Below are 16,752 nucleotides of genomic sequence, written 5' to 3' on the forward strand. Positions count from 1 at the left end.
TCATGATCCGCCAGGTGCGCTGAAGGACGTCGTTATCGGCATGAGCGCCGGCGTCAGCATCCCGAGGTGGATATCAGAATCCGTGACGGGCAGCGCGGACTTATTCGCCCCATTTCCAGAAAACTTCGGAGAAATTTCGCTTTCATGATGAGTGTATCCAATTTAGGTAAGAATACTGCATTCAGTATGGCCAGACCCAGTTGCTGATCACTTCATTATCGGCGCCATGCTCATGGGCATATGCCAGGTTCTGGATAATCTCGTCCTTCATTTGTTCTTTCAGATGTGCAGCCCTGGCGGAAAGGGTCGGCACGCGATCGATGACATCGATAACCAGGGTAAAACGGTCAGCCTGATTAAGAATCGCCAGTTCCAACGGCGTATTGATGTTGCCCCGCTCCTTGTAACCTCGGACATGCAGATTTTCATGATTCTTGAAACGATAGGCCAGCTTGTGTATCAACCACGGATAACCGTGGAAGTTGAATATCACCGGCTTGCCGGTGGTAAACAAACTATCGAATTCCCGCTCTGTCGAACCATGCGGATGCTCGCTCGCCGGTTGCATCTTGTACAAATCAACCACATTGACAAAGCGCACCTTCAAGTCCGGCAGATGCTCGCGTAGGATGGCAGTTGCCGCCAGTGCCTCCTGAGTTGCCACATCGCCACAGGAGGCCATCACTACATCCGGTTCAACGCCCTGGTCGTTGCTTGCGTGTCTCCAAATACCGATGCCTTTGGCGCAATGCACAATGGCTTCATCAATGTTACTGAACTGCAGGTGCTTCTGTTTGTCGGCGACGATAACATTGATGCAGTCGCTCGAACGCAGGCATTGATTCGCCACCGCCAACAGCGTGTTGGCATCGGGCGGCAGATAGATGCACGTAACGGTGGGGCTTTTGTTGGTTACCAGGTCGATGAAGCCCGGATCCTGGTGGGAGAAGCCGTTGTGGTCCTGCCGCCAGACCGTGGAGGACAGGAGAATGTTTTGCGAAGCCACGGAGGCCCGCCAGGGGACATGGTTCTTCGAAATATCCAGCCACTTGGCGTACTGGTTGAACATGGAGTCCACCACATGGGCGAATGCTTCGTAGGTATGGAAGAAGCCGTGACGCCCGGTCAGCAGGTAGCCTTCGAGCCAGCCGATCAGGGTATGCTCGGAAAGCATCTCCATCACACGGCCATCGCGTGACAGCTCGCTACCATCGGCATCCTCCGGCAACAGATCCGCCATCCAGACTTTCTTCGAGACTTTGTACATGGCCTGCAGGCGGTTGGAGGCAGTCTCGTCGGGACCAAACAGGCGGAAATTAGTCATGTTGTCCCGCATCACATCGCGCAGGAACTCGCCCAACGGCCGGGTATTTTCATAAAGCACCTTGCCTGCTTGAGGCACTCCGACGGCATAGTCGCGGAAGTTGGGCAGTTTAAGTTCCTTGCGTAGCAAACCACCATTGGCATGCAGGTTTGCACTCATGCGCAACTGACCCTTGGGTGCCAGTTCCCGCAATTCAGGCAAGAAACGTCCATCGGCATCAAACAATTCTTCTGGTTTGTAGCTCTTCAGCCAATCCTCGAGCATCTTGAAGCTCTTTGGATTCTCACGCACATCCGAGAATGGCACTTGGTGGGAACGCCAGCTTCCTTCCAGTTTGTGGCCATTGATCTCTTTCGGCCCGGTCCAGCCCTTCGGCGAACGCAGCACGATCATCGGCCAGCGCGGACGCTCCGCCTTGCCGCTGTCCCGGGCCGTTTTCTGGATGGCGCGAATATCGGCGATGGCTTGTTCCAAAGTAGCCGCCATTTTCTGATGCATGTCCGCGGGGTCGTCGCCCTCGACATAGTAAGGAGTGTAACCATAGCCGCGAAACAAGGCATCGAGCTCCTCGCGGCTGATGCGCGCAAGGAGGGTCGGATTGGCGATCTTGTAGCCATTCAGGTTCAATATTGGCAGTACCGCCCCATCACGGATAGGATTGACGAATTTATTGGAGTGCCAGGAAGTCGCAAGCGGCCCGGTTTCGGCTTCTCCATCCCCCACCACGCAGGCAACGATAAGGTCTGGATTGTCCAGGCAGGCGCCATAGGCATGCGAAAGGCTATATCCCAGTTCACCGCCCTCATGAATGGAACCGGGAGTCTCAGGAGTAACGTGAGAGCCAATGTGTCCGGGGAAAGAGAATTGTTTGAGAAACTTCCGTAACCCCTCGATATCCTGGCTCTTGTCAGGATAGACCTCGGAATAGGTGCCCTCCAGGTAGGTCGGACCAAGCACGCCCGGCGCACCATGGCCAGGACCGGCTACGAAAATTACATCCAGATTGTCGCGCTTGATGATTCGATTGAGATGCACCCAAGTAAAGGACAACGCCGGGCTCGCTCCCCAATGCCCGAGCAGCCGATGCTTGACGTGCTCAACCTTGAGGGGTTCCTTGAGCAATGGATTGTCGCGCAGATAAATCATCCCGACGGAGAGGTAATTGCATGCTCTCCACCAGGCGTTGATCAAGCGCAACTCTTCGGCACCCAACGGATTGGGAATCCGGGCTGATTGAGTCATGGCAACTCCTCCTCATTCTCATTAATGAATCGCTATTATCGAGCGTAAAGACATCGTGTCGAAACAGTAAAACTTGAGACTGGTTAAGCAATGGAGTTTTTGTTGGTGCTGCAACGACCAGCTTTTATGCTTGGGCAATGAGCGGCGGGGTCAGCATCATTGCGATTCTCCTGGAGAGATGGACTTCAGAATGCGCCGGGTATGCCGGGCGATCATCAATTCTTCGTTGGCCGGGATAACCCAGACCGGAATCCGACTCTCCGCCTTGCTGATGCGTGGGCCGCCAGCGGCGTTGGCGACGGGATCCAACGCCAGGCCAAACCAGGCGGCAGCTTGGCAAATCCTCTCCCGGATTGGCGCAGCGTGCTCGCCGATACCGGCGGTGAACACCAATGCATCGAGTCCGCTCAGGGATGCCGCAAGTGACCCTAACTCCCGGCCAACGCGGTAGACAAACAATTCCACCGCAAACTTCGCCCTCGGGTCGGCAGAATCCATCAGGGTGCGCATATCGCTGGACAAACCCGAAACCCCGAGCAACCCGGACTGCTGGTAGAGCAGTTTCTCGATCGCCCGGGCATCCATCTTCAGTTCATCCATCAAATAGAGAACCACACCCGGATCAAGACTGCCGCAACGTGTACCCATGGGCAACCCATCGACGGCAGTGAATCCCATGGTACTGGCCATGCTTTTGCCGTCCTCGACAGCACACATGCTGGCGCCGTTGCCCAGATGCAGCACAATGACACGTCCCAGTGCAACGCTGGGATCGTACTCCGGCAGAACAGAAGCAATGTACTCGTAGGAAAGCCCGTGAAATCCATAGCGGCGCACGCCCCTTCCGGTAATCTCGAAAGGGAGCGCGAAGGCTTGCGCCACTGCCGGTTGAGTGCAATGGAAGGCGGTATCAAAGCAGGCCACCTGAAGCAGTTCCGGACGGGTGGCCATCAGCAAGCGGATCGGAGTCAGGTTATGGGGCTGGTGCAACGGTGCCAGCGGAATCAATTGTTCCAGATGCCCAACGATCTCGGCCGTCAGGCGCACCGGGGCAGTATAGTCGACACCGCCATGCACAATACGGTGCCCCACGGCGGCCAGATGATGCTCCACGAGATGCCCGCGCAGGAAGTCCGCCAAATAAGCGATCGCGCCATCGTGGCCAAGCGGTTGGCCTCGCGCCCACTGCTTTTCACCGACGATTGCACCGGCCGTATCCTTGGCCTTGAACCGGGGCGTGTTATACAGCTCTTCCAGTTGTCCACCGAGGAACAATTCGAGCGACTCGCCGCGCTCCAGGAACAAGGAGAACTTGATGCTGGAAGAGCCAGCGTTAATAACCAGAATAGCATCGCTCATCAGGCCACCACCTTGCTGGCATTTTCCCGCTGGCGTGGGCAACATGGGGATCGCCAGTGCCACATCGGGCAAATTCCTCTGCAGCGTGAAATTCTTAACCGCTCATGCTGTCGAGCAGGTATGCAGGGTTTTCAGTGCCTCGACACCCTCATACTTGCCGCCCTTGAGAAGGGCATCTGAAACGTTCGGCGCAGCTTTCTTCAATTCGAGATGGAATGCATAGGCCGCGCCATGATATTTATTATTAACGTACGCCCCCAAGACCTCTGATTTCCCTATATCAGGATAAACCCGGACGCTATATTGCAGAGCGCTGATGTCCTTCCGTTCATCGGTCTGCATCTTAGCGGCGACGCAGTGAGCGAGAGCCGAGTAATCTCCCTTTATCTCACCAGCAAATAATGTTTCCCGTTCTTCTTTCACTTCCGTGAGGTTTGCGCAGCCGGAAAGAACTAACGCTGCCGTCATCATTAAGAGCTTCATCTCAACCTTTATTATCGAGTTGGAAGAGGGCATGGTACATGGTATCACTCATCGACCCTCCGCATAAGTTGGGTAATTCAGTGACGCAAGCACCGCCGTTGATTGCCAGTCAGGAAAAGACCTGTGCAAGATTCAGTTTAGGCGAAGCGGCGAAAATTGCTACGCAGCCTCTTTGACGTACTGCCAAAACCGGGTAGTCGCGATGCCTTCCAGGAAAAATGTGCGCCAGTACAGCAACGCATCGACCGCCTCAAATCAGATTTTGACTCGTCTAAGTGGGGCGGATTACAACAGCGACGACTTCATGCACCAAGCTGTTCAAGGACTGTTTTTGCTTCAATCAAGTCGAGGTTGTCGACGCGTTCATTGAATCTGGAACATACAGCATTTAAGATGCGTTTGGCATCATCCGCTTTATTGAGTTTTCCCCAAAGTTTGGCCAGGCTCGTGGCGGCGCGGAGTTCAAACATTGTTGCATGCTGATCCTGCGCGATCTTTAAGGCTGTACGCAAACACGCTTCCGCTTCCTGGACCGATTCGTCGGACTGTTTCAGCAGCAGTTCGCCTTTCAGTCGAAACAATTCCGCTTGCCAAAACAATTCTTCCACGGCGACAGCAAGTTTCTGCGCTTCCTCGATTGTGGTTAAGCCTTCGTCAATTCTATCCCTACGTAAATACACTTCTGCCAGCAACGCCAACATAAACGTATTGTTGGTATTTGCACCTGTGGCCCGGGTGGCGGAAAGCCCGTCAATCAACTTGGCGAGGCCTTCCTTTTGCCCACTTTCGGTCAATGCCCAGCCTTGAGAGGCTGTCGCCCACGCCAACCCCAATTCAAATGAGTATTGTGTTGAAACCGCAATTGCTTCATCGGTGAGCTCCAGCGTTCTCTTCGCGTTGCGGGCGCCGGCATAGATCCAGGAGAGGGACGTTAAGGCAAAAACCATGGTGAATGGGTGTTCCAACGCCCTCGCCAAACCAATGGCCTCCAGCGCCAGCGGTTCAACGTGCTCAATTTCACCTAATATCCAGAATGTCCTGGCCAGGAAAGACCTCGCGGATATTCCGGGATCTTGGAAGAAAAAACCCTGTGAACGCTGTCGATTCGGATCATCAAGAGATTTTGTGGCGGACAAATGGGTTCTGGCCTCGTCAAACCGGCCAAGAAAGAGACAGGTCACACCCAAAGCAAGGTGAGCTTCAATCAGCAGATCCGGGCTTTGCTCACGGTGAGCCAGCACAAGGAGATCTTCGGCCAGGCCGCGCGCATTGGCGAGGTGCCCTCTGACCAGATGAAATACCCATAACCCTCTAATGGCTATAAACTGATCCACGGAACCGCTGTGTTCCTGTAACAAATCCTTCGCTCTTCGACAATTCTGTTCCATTTCGTCGGATGCATAGCCCTTGACGGACAGCAGTGGGGCTCCGCGTGCAAGCAGGAGCTCCAGCTCCAAGGCATTCCGCTCCGGGCTTTGCGGCAGTTCCTTGAGCAAATCCAACGCCCTGTTAAAATGATTGAGCGCTTCGATATTGGCCGATCGTTCCGCATCGCGACGAGCCGCACGATGCCAATAATCAACTGCCGGACCCGTCAATCCTGCCTGTTCAAAGTGATAAGCCAGGAGCTCCGGTTCCATGTTTACCCGCTCGGAGAACTGGCTCTCCAGGGCCTTGGCAATGCGGGCATGAAGTACTCGCCGGGGCTTCCTGGGCAGCGTGCTGTAGGCCGCTTCCTGGACGAGCGCGTGCTTGAAGTAATATGTCGCAAGAGGTATCTCGCCCTCTTGAAGAACGAGCCCGGAAGCGACGAACAGGTCGAGTGCATTCCTCAACTCGCTGTCCGGCACTTCGACAGTGGCCCGCAGCAACTCGTAGGTGAATTCACGCCCTATTGCTGCACCGGTTTGAACAATTTCCTTGGCCGACCCCAACCGGTCCACCCGTTCCATGAGCAACGCTTGCAGACTGTCCGGAATGGGCAATCCCCTTAATGGGCCCTTCAAGATAAATGCATCGTTTCCCTCGACCAGCAGCCCGGATCCCAGCACATTTTCCGTCAACGTTTCGATATAGAGTGGTATGCCATCGGCCTTAGCCAGAATCGCCTGCTGCACCTCGGGCGGAAGCGCTTTTCCTCCTGTCATCGTCGCAACGAGTTCAGCGCTATGCCGGCGTGAAAGCCGACTGAGCATCAGGGACGTCACATAACTATATTCCGACCACACCGGCTTGAAGTCGGGTCGAGAGGTGATCAACAACAACACGCGCATCTGCCGGATGCGGCCAATGATTCGCGTCATGAGTTCCTGTGTCGTTGGATCAAGCCAATGGGCATCTTCCACGGTGAACAACAATGGGCAGCGAGCGGCTAATCTTTGTAGATGGTGCACGAGTGCTTCCAGCGTCATGTCCTTGCGTTTTTCGGATGACACATTGAGCAGCGGGTACCGATGATCTCCCTGGATCGAGAGCAGATCTGCCAATAATGACACCGTTTCCTGGCTGTCGATTCCGCTTTCGATAGCCATGGCATCGAGCTTGTTCAGCTGTGCCTGGGCACTGTCATGACTTGCGAGTCCCGCTGCCTGCCGCAGAAAATTTATGGCCGGATAGAGCACCGTATTGGTATGGTACGGTGAACACTGAAATTGAATCGTCTGATATCGTTCATCTTCGAGGCGGTCACACACACTACGGGCGATTCTCGATTTTCCGATGCCGGCCTCACCGGATAGGAGCACGACCTGTCCTTCGCCCTCGAGGGCCTCGCGCCAGCGACCCAACAGGAGTGAGATCTCCTGTTCTCTACCCACGAATTTGGCTAAGTGGCTGGATCGATAGGACTCAAACCGGCTGGCCGACAGCCTGATACTCAGAACCTGCCAGGCTTGGATAGGTGTGCCGAACCCTTTCAGCGATAAGGCGCCAAGATCCAGAAGCTCGAATTCATTTCCGACAAGCCGTTTCGTCGCCGAATCAATGATCAATTGATTGGGTTCTGCCAGTGCCTGGAGGCGGGCAGCGAGATTTGGGGTTTCACCGAACACTGACCGTTCCTTGGCAGTGTCCTGCCCCATTAGTTCGCCGACCACGACTTGTCCGGTAGCGATCCCGGTTCGTGCAGCAATACCAAACTGCAGATGGGGATTGTCTCGATTAAACCCCCTCACTGCATCCAGAATAGCCAGTCCAGCATGTACCGCTCGTTCCGCATCGTTTTCGTGGGCGTGGGGGTACCCGAAATAAACCAGCATTCCATCCCCCATGTATTTTGCGATATAGCCATTGAACCGATCAATCGCCTGGCTACAGGCGTCCAGGAACCGTCGGATCACATCCTGGAGGTCTTCAGGGTCCAACCGGCTAGACAGTGCTGTCGAATCCACAAGATCACAAAACATCACCGTCAACTGGCGACGTTCTGCTTGATCTCTTTCGGGAGGGAATGGCTGTTCTTCCGGAATGACGCCAACAGGTATAGGCCTCGGGCCCATAACTTCAGCGCCCTGTGACAATTGAGCGATCGCGCGCAAGATTTTTTTCCGATGTCCCAGCAAGACACCCAGCGCCTCCAGATCGCCATCATTCAGCTCGGGCAGGACATCCCAAGTGATCGCATTGTGCTGAAACGACTCGCGATATATACCAAGACCAAGGTTATCCAGCCATTCTGATACACGATCATTCATCATGGCAACGTGGATGGTGGATATTCCGGCCCTTCATGGCAGGATTATCTGCGTCAAACGCAGGGAATTACTCGTTGCGGATCGTAATCCTTTAATCGATAATAGACCCATGATGAACAATGCTTCCATGCATACGATTCCTAAAGGGCCTTTCACTCGAAAAATGGAACGTCGACTCATAGGTATGGCAATGGGGATCATCGCCTTCCTGATCGAGAAAGCCGTGCTACGTTCGATCAAGCGAAGCGGCACAAAATCTTCGGCGCTGAACAGCCCTCCATCGTAAATCATTTTTACCCTCAACGCCCTCGCAGCAGATCGATAACCAGGCCCAGGGTCAGCAGAGCTGCGACGATCCCGAATGTTAACGGTACCCACTCGGCCACAACCGTCGACGTGACCGTGAGTCCGCTAGCCAGGACACTTGCCGCAGCGGTCAAGCCGAGCGCCAGCCGTCGTCCCGTATGACGCACTATATCCTCCAGTGAAATGGCCCGGAAGTTCACCACAGGCTTTGGGCTGCCAGGTCGGACACCGACGAGGTTTTCGGCCGCCTCGACCACGCGCAGAGCCCGTACCTTCAATTTCTGCGATTGATACACCAATGTCTTTGGGTTGAGCGCGGTACCCATGCGTTTGACCATCAAACGCATCAAGTACTTGCCTGCCACGTCGTAAGGATCGAGTGCTGGATCAAGCTCGGCAGTCGCCAGCTGTACCTGCGCGAGTGCCTTGGTTGCGAGCGTGAGCGAAGACGGTAGCGGCACCCCGTGCCGTAACGAGACCGCGCTCATTTCTTGCATAAGCGGCCCGATCTGCATCTCGGCAAGCGAGGCAGCGCGATATTTTGCCATCACTTCCCCGATCTCGCTCTGGAATCGGGCCACGTCGAGATCGCTGCTATTGATGGCGCTCGTCATCATCAATGTGACATCAGTGAGAAACCCGGCATCTTCCTGCCACAGAGCCATCAACATTAACAGGAGATGCTCACGGAGGTCGGCTCCTACCGCGCCAACCATTCCGAAATCGAGAAAATAAATGCGGTCCTTCCACCACATCAGATTGCCTGGGTGGGGATCGGCATGAAAGAAGCCATCGACGATAATCTGTTTGTAGTAGCTCTCCAACAATTGACGAGCGGCCTGAATGCGCTCTGGACCAGCTGGCGCCTGCCTGATCGGTATGCCCTGGATCTCTTCCATCACCAATAATCTGGACGTGGACAGATCCCGGTGTACGCTGGGAACGGCAAGGCGATCATAGTCTGCGAGCACCGCCTGCATCCGCTCGATGTTGTCGGCCTCCTGACGAAAGTCAAGTTCACGATGGAGCGAGGTGGAAAGGTGTTTGAACACTGCCTCCATATCGATCACCTGGTTGAGCGCAGGACGCTTTCCGACTTTCTCCGCAAATACCTCGAGCAGGGCGAGATCCTGTTCGATATCAGCACGAGCGGTGGGTCGCTGAACCTTGACTACGACCCGATCACCGCTTTCGAGTGTCGCACGATGGACCTGAGCGATTGTGCCGGCGGCAAGCGGCTTCGGGTCGATCGACTTGAATACATCCTCCCATGGGACTCCCAATTCCTGTTCGGAAACCCGGACGACCTCACTCTCGGTCATTGGCGGCACGCGGGACTGCAACAGGGCAAGCTCCTCAATGTATTCGACTGGAAGGAGATCCGGGCGAGTTGACAACATTTGCCCGAGTTTCGAGAATATCGGGCCCAGCTCTTCCAAGGCGGCACGTAAGCGCTTGGCCTGCTGACGGCGGATGGACGTATCCGGTTCGTTGGATTGGCCGAACAGCTTTGTGAGGCCATGTTTCGCCATCACGGCTGCGATATGCGTAGCACGTGCTACCAGTCGAGGCTCAAAAGGCGGGACTTCACCCTTGGATAGGTCAGCTCGCACCGAGTCCGAGGCATGCCCACCGATAGAGTGCGCGGTGTTTACAATAATCACGGTGCAGTGGGCGCTGTGACTGATACGGTTCGGTATGTTACCGAGCAAAAACTCTTTTCGACCCGCCATGCCAAAATTGCCGACCACAAGGACATCGACCGCCTCCTGCTCAGCGGCGCGGACGATCGCCAATGCCGGATCAGCATCAATGACAACCTGGGCATGAGCGCGGTCCCCGGCGATCTGCTGCGCGAAGTGCGCCAGTTCATTATTGGCAGCCGCAGCGCGCGTTTGTTCGGCTTCGCCGAATTCCATGGCGGACGGATACTGCGGCACCACCACCTGTACCACGAACAGCTCTGCGTCATAGCGGTCGGCGAACCCGGCGGCCCACTGGACAGCCCGGTCGGCAGTTTCGGAGCGATCAGTGCCTACCATCACGCGCCGTATGATATTACTCTCCAGATAATTTTTCATAAATGTAGCAAACTCGCTCAGCTGCGAGCCCAATCATTCCAATCTGGCTTGCTATTGTTCATTCTCCAGGCGCACCTTGGGCACATAGCGCAATACTGTACGTGATAGCTCCACAAGCAGACAGGCACGGCGCTCAGAAATAATTTTATACAGAGTTACTTTTGCGGCGAAAAACAAGAAGATTGGCTGTCAGGGTCTGTACGACTTCACCATTTTGGTTTTTGGTTTCAGTGCAGACCGTGACAATGCCACGATCATCATAAGACCGTGAAGGTGCGACGGCAGTGACTTCGCCTTCGATGTGAAGGGTGTCATTGGCGCGCACCGGATTGGGCCACGCCGCTTCGCCGCCAAGACCAATCGTACCGTTCCCTATGGGGAAGGCGTCAAGCAGCAACCGCATCGTCATGGCTGCAGTGTGCCAGCCGCTGGCGATCAGGCCGCCGAACAAGGTTTGACTCGCCAGGCCGGCGTCAATATGGAAGGGTTGGGGATCGAATTGCCTGGCGAACGCAATGATCTCCCGTTCCTGCACGACACGCGATTCTCCAGTGAAGCGCAACCCTACTTTCATATCGTCCAGATAACGGATAGGGGGTGTGTCCTGAGGAAGGGACATTGTTGTTACCTCATTTTCTAGCTTATTCAATAGTCAAACCACATGGACAATGCCTTAACCTTTTCTTCCGTATAAGGCAGAAAGAGATGATCGATGGCGACATCCGGTGGCGAAATCAGCATGGACTTGGCGTGTGTCAACTGGTCGAATCCATATTTACCGTAATAGTGGCCCATGCCTGACTGCCCCACACCCCCGAATGGCATAGTCTCTATGAACAAATGAACATTGACCTGGTTCACCGCGCCGCCGCCGAATGACAACTCGGATATGGCGGCGAAGTACATTATCTGAAATTCGGGAACGACTACCATTCCAATGCGCAACATGAATTCCTCCGCCGAAGATGTCTAGAAAGGTCGTATATATGAAATTTAGGATATAGACAAATTCTAGACTTTTGTTCTGATTTCCCATTCATTGTGCATCAGATAGAATCGCCAATTGTAAAGCTAGGTCACTCCGGTTATGAGGCAACACGCGAGTATAATCAAGTTGTATGGGATTCGTTATATTAAATAATGAACGTCAAGACGAAGCTGGCTTTTTGGAGCTGCTCTCGAGTGATTTAAAGTCCTTTTATGAGCCGCGTTTACCCTATCACAACTGGGATGAACATATTGAGCACGGTCTTGATATCATCGACAACCTTTGTGAGCAGGAAAAGGCCAAAGGCAACCCAATCAATTCTTTCATGGCCAAGATTGCATACATGGGTCATGACGCTGGTTTCCCGCATGACCTCATAACGCCGGATATCTGGGAAAAGTATGGCAGTAAAGAGGGGTATTCAGCCCATATAATGGAGGTCCTCCTGCAAAATTACGGGTTTGAAGAATCACGTATTCGAGACATTCAAACCTGCATAATGTTTACAAAGATGGGCGAACATCTACCAGAAGATATTGATGAAGAGCTTGGTAACACGGCTAAAGCTGTGCGCACAACTGACCTTTCTCATATCTTTGGGCCTTACAAGGGCTTTGTCATCAATAGCTTCAAGCTCATGGAAGAAGGCAAAATGTATGGCCGAGAACCAGACTTGGCAGAATTCAAAAATATAGCCAGATTTGTGCTTACAAGTTACTTGAGCCCCGATTTTATTCCTTCCGGTACTTGCAGTATTGTTGATGGCATGAAAAATATTGAACGCTTTAGTAAAGATTCACCAAGCCGTTTATTGAAAGTTGTCGGGAACCAGGCGAACCGTTTCGCAAGTCTTGTAAAAAGAAAAGCTGCTTAAAGATTTCTAGATACTAGATTGCTTCTTAATAAGTGACTGTGCAAGTCTTGTGTTGATTTGTCCTTTTGATTCTCTCATCACCTAGCCGCTTCTGGCAGTCTGATCTGGTTGGGAGTAGTCGCTGGACGAAACATGCAGGCAACAGCACACAAAATAAATGTGAGTCAACGGAACCGCTGATTTTCAGCGTCTTATTCTTATATCTGGTATGTGGCGGAGGCGGTGTCCGCCCATCCAATGTTCAACAGTGAGCATCGCCGTCGTAAGAGAACATCGGTGTCAAGATAATATAAATAAATTGTGAATTATTTGTGAACTAAAGTTATCCATGATCGTCTTACGGGTACACCAGTAAGGTGCGGCACCTCTTAGGTACTTTCGTAAACGCAACCACAGGAGAACTTGAAAATGGGCAAACATGTTACGTATTTGCGAACCCTCGAAGGCAACATCGAGCGCTTGCCAAATGCCATCACCACGCAACTCAGTCATTCGCTGCATCCCTATCATTATGAAGAAACCCTGGTGGGTTGGCCCGAATCAAAAGTATATTGGGCGAACGCCAGAGGTCCCGCCGTGGGACTGGCACCGCTGGAGGCAACTTTCGAAATTAGATGATCAAGTTACAGCGGGAGAATTAAACGAGGAAGCCGCGTGGGTTAGAACGTGGGTATCAAAAGCTAATATAATAAATATTACTTTATAAACATAGATATATACAATATCTTTGGCGGAGGCGGTGAGATTCGAACTCACGGTAGAGTTGCCCCTACGGCAGTTTTCAAGACTGCTGCCTTAAACCGCTCGGCCACGCCTCCCTTCCTCTATACTCCCGGGCGGAGAATCATACCGTTTTGACGCCGGTTTTGCCAGCAAGACCCTTATTTGAATGTTGATATTGATTGCAACTTTCCATAAACATGCGTAGTCTTATGCATGTATAAGTTCGTCAACCAAGGAGACGTCATGCAACCTGAACTGAGATATTCCGGCTCGACTGCGCATACCGGAGTTGCTGTTGTTCGTAACAAGGTCCTGCGCAATACCTACTGGATGCTCGGCCTGACCATGATTCCGACGATGTTCGGCGCAATGATCGGGATGAGCACCAATTTCTCATTCCTTGCGCAAGCGCCGATCATGGGGCCGCTGGTGATGCTGGCCGTGATGATGGGCCTGTTGTTTGGGGTGAGTGCCACTCGCAATAGCATGATGGGGATTGTGCTGTTGTTTCTGTTTACATTCGTTGCGGGCTGGTGGCTGGGACCGATGCTGCAATATGCGCTTCATTTCAAGAATGGCGCGCAACTGGTGGGAACCGCGGCCGCCGGAACGGGAATGATCTTCTTCACCCTGGCGGGGATCGCGACAGTGACCAAAAAGGATTTCGGCTTCATGCAGAACTTCCTGTTTGTGGGATTGGTGCTGCTGATCATCGCGTCCATCGCCAATCTGTTCTTCGCCATGCCGGCAGCTTCGCTCGCCATCTCGGCTGTTGCGGTGCTGCTATTCTCTGGCTTCATTCTGTTTGATGTAAGCCGTATCGTTAACGGTGGAGAAACCAACTACGTGATGGCGACGATGGGTATCTACCTTAGCCTCTATAATCTGTTCACCAGCCTGCTGCATCTGTTGCTGGCATTCTCAGGTGAACGAGACTGACGATCTGGGTAATCTCTAACAAAAAGGGTGGCTGTTACAGCCGCCCTTTTTTTGCGCCCCGCCATTTCTCGGATCATCCTTCCTAAACGGCGGCTTTTTCAAACAGGGCAATGGATTCGACATGTGCGGTGTGCGGAAACATATTCACCACGCCTGCGGCCTTCAACAGGTATCCTTTCCTATGCACCAGCACGCCTGCATCGCGGGCCAGCGTGGCCGGGTTGCAGGATACATAAACGATGCGCGGGGGCATGGATCTTCCCTCACCTAAGGCATTGACCGCGGCGATTGCACCCTCGCGCGGTGGATCGACCAGCATTTTGTCAAAATATCCCTGGCCTCGCATCCAGGCTTCGTCGATTTCAAACAGGTTGGCTTCAATAAATTGCGTATTCCGTAAAAGTCCGTTGCGCTTAGCATTCTTTTCCGCCCGCTTCACCATGGCTACGCTGCCTTCGTAACCCGCCACATGCGCGCCACGCCGCGCGATTGGCAGAGTGAAATTTCCCAATCCGCAGAATAAATCCGCAATGCGTTCTCCCGGCCGCGGGTCGAGCAGGTTCAGCGCACGCCGCACCAGTATCCGGTTCATGGCGGGATTGACTTGGGTAAACTCGGTCGGGTGAAACGGCATGACAATATCGAACTCCGGCAGGGTGTAATTCAGCTCCGGGGCATTTTCCGGATAAAACGGAGAAGCTGTCTGCGGGCTGCCTTCAGGTTGCAGGAAAAACTGAATGTGATGTTGGTCGGCAAAAGCCTTGAGTAACGCTTCGTCCTGGGAAGTAAGCGATTCCAGGATACGCAATACCAGCACATCCACATCCTCCCCCAACGAGACCTCGATCTGCGGGATACGGTCGAGGATCGATAGACTTCCCACTAGTTCCCGCAGCGGCAGGATGAGCTTGGAAATACGCAGCGGCATGACTTCGCAAGCTAGCATGTCGGCGACAAAGCTGCTGCGCTTCTCATGAAAGCCGACGAGAACTCCGCCTTTCTTGGCAACGTAGCGCACTGACAGCCGGGCGCGGTAGCGGTAACCCCAGGCTGTCCCATGTACAGCAGGCAGGATTAATTCAGGCTCGACCTTGCCGATATGCTTGAGGTTGTCTTCCAGAACACGCTGTTTCGCCGCCACCTGGGTGCGTGCATCCATGTGTTGCAGGCTGCATCCGCCGCATATTCCGAAGTGCCTGCATTGAGGCGTTACTCGCGCATAGCCCGGCTTGAGAACCTGGCCTACCTGCGCCATCTCGAAGCTGGATTTCTTGCGATAGGGGCTGTACGTAACCACTTCACCGGGCAACGCGCCTTCAATAAAGATGACTTTACCTCCCGCGTGCGTAACCCCACGGCCTTCCTGATCCAGGGATTCGATGGTGACGGGAGCAATCATCCTAAATCTGGAAGTTGAACGGGGTAAGGTGAGGGAATAAGCGTCGTCGTTGCCGCTACGGCCACTGACCGAGGAATTCGTGCCAATGAGGTTCGGCAGACTTGCTTAAGGTGAAGCGCACCAGCTCGCATTCACGCTGATAATGCTCGTCGTCGAAAATACCGCGCATAAGCTGGAAGCGCAAAAAGACGAGATAGGTATTCACCACATCGGTCTCACAGTAGTTGCGGATAGCGGCGATTTCTCCGTTCTGGAAGGCGCTCCAGACCTGAGAGCCATCCATGCCGAACTTCCCGGGAAAACCCATCAGCTTCGCCAATTCATCCAGCGGCGCATTGGCGCGCGGCTGATACAGCGCAAGTAAATCCATCAAATCGAGATGGCGCGTATGGTAGCGGCTGAGGTAGTTGTTCCACTTGAACTCGCGGTCATCATCGCCCATTTCCCAGTAACGCCGTGCCTGCAATCCATGAATCAGGCTGCGGTAATGAAGTACTGGCAGGTCGAACCCACCGCCGTTCCAGGAAACCAGTTGCGGACTGTATTTATCGATGCCTTCAAAGAACCGGCGAATGAGTTCCGCTTCGGGATCTGCCGCACTTCCCAGCGACCATACACGAAAATCATTCTTGTCGCGCAGCGCACACGAGATGGCGACAATCTTCTGTATGTGCAATTGCAGGAAATCATTTCCCACGACCTGGCGGCGCGATTGAAACGCCATGTCGGCGATATCGGCGGCGGTAAGCTCCGGGCCAAGATCGTGAAGCTTGCGCAATCCCTCTGTATCGGGAACCGTCTCGATATCGAAAACCAGTACCGGTGTCACGTTAAAGGAATCCCAGGCGGATTTTTTGAATTTGCCAATTATGAGTCGCAGGCTTTATTTTCTGACCCAGGCACCGCCCGCCCCCTCATACCACCACCCCGGCCTGGCTAATTCGATCCAGCGCTGACCAAAAGTGGAGCGGATGTCCCCCTCCCACTCGGGATGATTATTGGCACGGGCTATTTCGCGATAAAGCGCATTTCTATCCTGGTTCTCAGACGCAATCAAGGCATTGACCGGCTGGCGTGCCGACAATGGCAGCGCGTTGGCATCCCGCATGGCGATAAGTCCGTCGCGCGTAAGTCCCACTGCGCCCCTTGCATAGTAAGGCTCCAATTGACCGTGCCGTTGCTGCATGCTTTGTTTGAGGGCCGCAATCGCCGGCGTATTGATCTCGATATCGGCCGCCGTGTAGCCGGCAAACGATGCCGAGAGCAATATCACCAGCAATATCAAACGGGAAACTGAGTTGCGCATGGGATTCACCTTTAATGTGACGCTTGCAAGCGGTTG

Annotated in this window: 14 protein-coding genes and 1 tRNA gene; 4 read left to right on the top strand and 11 right to left on the bottom strand. The window is 53.7% G+C overall.

What is annotated here, in order from left to right:
- Positions 1–181 precede the first annotated feature (181 nt).
- From SQ11_RS03795 to SQ11_RS03810, 4 genes are all read right to left on the bottom strand, one after another.
- Complete coding sequence (locus SQ11_RS03795; protein WP_041512783.1) at positions 182–2,566, bottom strand: phosphoketolase; 2,385 nt, start codon at positions 2,564–2,566, stop codon at positions 182–184.
- A 156-nt stretch (positions 2,567–2,722) separates the two neighbouring features.
- Positions 2,723–3,988, bottom strand: coding sequence for an acetate/propionate family kinase (locus SQ11_RS03800; protein WP_232297879.1), 1,266 nt, complete (start codon positions 3,986–3,988; stop codon positions 2,723–2,725).
- A 39-nt stretch (positions 3,989–4,027) separates the two neighbouring features.
- On the bottom strand, positions 4,028–4,396 hold the full coding sequence (locus SQ11_RS03805) for a hypothetical protein (protein ID WP_156972399.1): 369 nt from the start codon (positions 4,394–4,396) through the stop codon (positions 4,028–4,030).
- 314 nt (positions 4,397–4,710) lie between these two features.
- On the bottom strand, positions 4,711–8,103 hold the full coding sequence (locus SQ11_RS03810; RefSeq protein WP_052493962.1) for an adenylate/guanylate cyclase domain-containing protein: 3,393 nt from the start codon (positions 8,101–8,103) through the stop codon (positions 4,711–4,713).
- Between SQ11_RS03810 and SQ11_RS03815 the strand changes: the two genes are divergently transcribed.
- On the top strand, positions 8,102–8,386 hold the full coding sequence (locus SQ11_RS03815) for a hypothetical protein (protein ID WP_156972400.1): 285 nt from the start codon (positions 8,102–8,104) through the stop codon (positions 8,384–8,386). The genes SQ11_RS03810 and SQ11_RS03815 overlap by 2 nt on opposite strands.
- A 13-nt stretch (positions 8,387–8,399) precedes the next feature.
- Here SQ11_RS03815 and SQ11_RS03820 read toward each other — a convergent pair whose 3' ends face one another.
- The 3 genes from SQ11_RS03820 to SQ11_RS03830 form a co-directional block, all read right to left on the bottom strand.
- Positions 8,400–10,487 (bottom strand): AarF/UbiB family protein, encoded by a 2,088-nt coding sequence (locus tag SQ11_RS03820; protein ID WP_041512899.1) that lies wholly within the window; start codon positions 10,485–10,487, stop codon positions 8,400–8,402.
- 145 nt (positions 10,488–10,632) lie between these two features.
- On the bottom strand, positions 10,633–11,106 hold the full coding sequence (locus SQ11_RS03825; protein ID WP_041512786.1) for a MaoC family dehydratase: 474 nt from the start codon (positions 11,104–11,106) through the stop codon (positions 10,633–10,635).
- Between the two features lie 26 nt (positions 11,107–11,132).
- Positions 11,133–11,435, bottom strand: coding sequence for an aldehyde dehydrogenase family protein (locus SQ11_RS03830; RefSeq protein ID WP_041512787.1), 303 nt, complete (start codon positions 11,433–11,435; stop codon positions 11,133–11,135).
- A 170-nt stretch (positions 11,436–11,605) separates the two neighbouring features.
- On the opposite strand from SQ11_RS03830, the gene SQ11_RS03835 reads away from it, so the two are divergent.
- Positions 11,606–12,349 (top strand): hypothetical protein, encoded by a 744-nt coding sequence (locus tag SQ11_RS03835; RefSeq protein WP_041512788.1) that lies wholly within the window; start codon positions 11,606–11,608, stop codon positions 12,347–12,349.
- A 408-nt stretch (positions 12,350–12,757) separates the two neighbouring features.
- Positions 12,758–12,967, top strand: coding sequence for a hypothetical protein (locus SQ11_RS03840; RefSeq protein WP_041512789.1), 210 nt, complete (start codon positions 12,758–12,760; stop codon positions 12,965–12,967).
- 110 nt (positions 12,968–13,077) lie between these two features.
- Here SQ11_RS03840 and SQ11_RS03845 read toward each other — a convergent pair.
- Positions 13,078–13,167, bottom strand: a tRNA-Ser gene (locus SQ11_RS03845).
- 148 nt (positions 13,168–13,315) lie between these two features.
- Between SQ11_RS03845 and SQ11_RS03850 the strand changes: the two genes are divergently transcribed.
- A complete protein-coding gene (locus tag SQ11_RS03850; RefSeq protein ID WP_041512790.1) occupies positions 13,316–14,011 on the top strand; it encodes a Bax inhibitor-1/YccA family protein in 696 nt (231 codons plus the stop codon).
- A gap of 82 nt (positions 14,012–14,093) precedes the next feature.
- Here the strand turns inward: SQ11_RS03850 and rlmD are convergent, their stop codons facing one another.
- The 3 genes from rlmD to SQ11_RS03865 are packed head-to-tail and all read right to left on the bottom strand — an operon-like array spanning position 14,094 to position 16,716.
- Positions 14,094–15,410 carry a 23S rRNA (uracil(1939)-C(5))-methyltransferase RlmD gene (gene rlmD, locus SQ11_RS03855; protein WP_041512791.1) on the bottom strand — a complete coding sequence of 439 codons (1,317 nt, stop codon included), beginning with the start codon at positions 15,408–15,410 and terminating at the stop codon, positions 14,094–14,096.
- A 55-nt stretch (positions 15,411–15,465) separates the two neighbouring features.
- Positions 15,466–16,239 (bottom strand): 3'-5' exonuclease, encoded by a 774-nt coding sequence (locus SQ11_RS03860; protein WP_041512792.1) that lies wholly within the window; start codon positions 16,237–16,239, stop codon positions 15,466–15,468.
- A gap of 54 nt (positions 16,240–16,293) precedes the next feature.
- Entirely contained in the window at positions 16,294–16,716 is a 423-nt protein-coding gene (locus SQ11_RS03865; protein ID WP_041512793.1) for a YdbL family protein, read from the bottom strand.
- Positions 16,717–16,752 lie beyond the last annotated feature (36 nt).

Source organism: Nitrosospira sp. NpAV (genome assembly GCF_000832065.1).
Lineage (GTDB): Bacteria > Pseudomonadota > Gammaproteobacteria > Burkholderiales > Nitrosomonadaceae > Nitrosospira.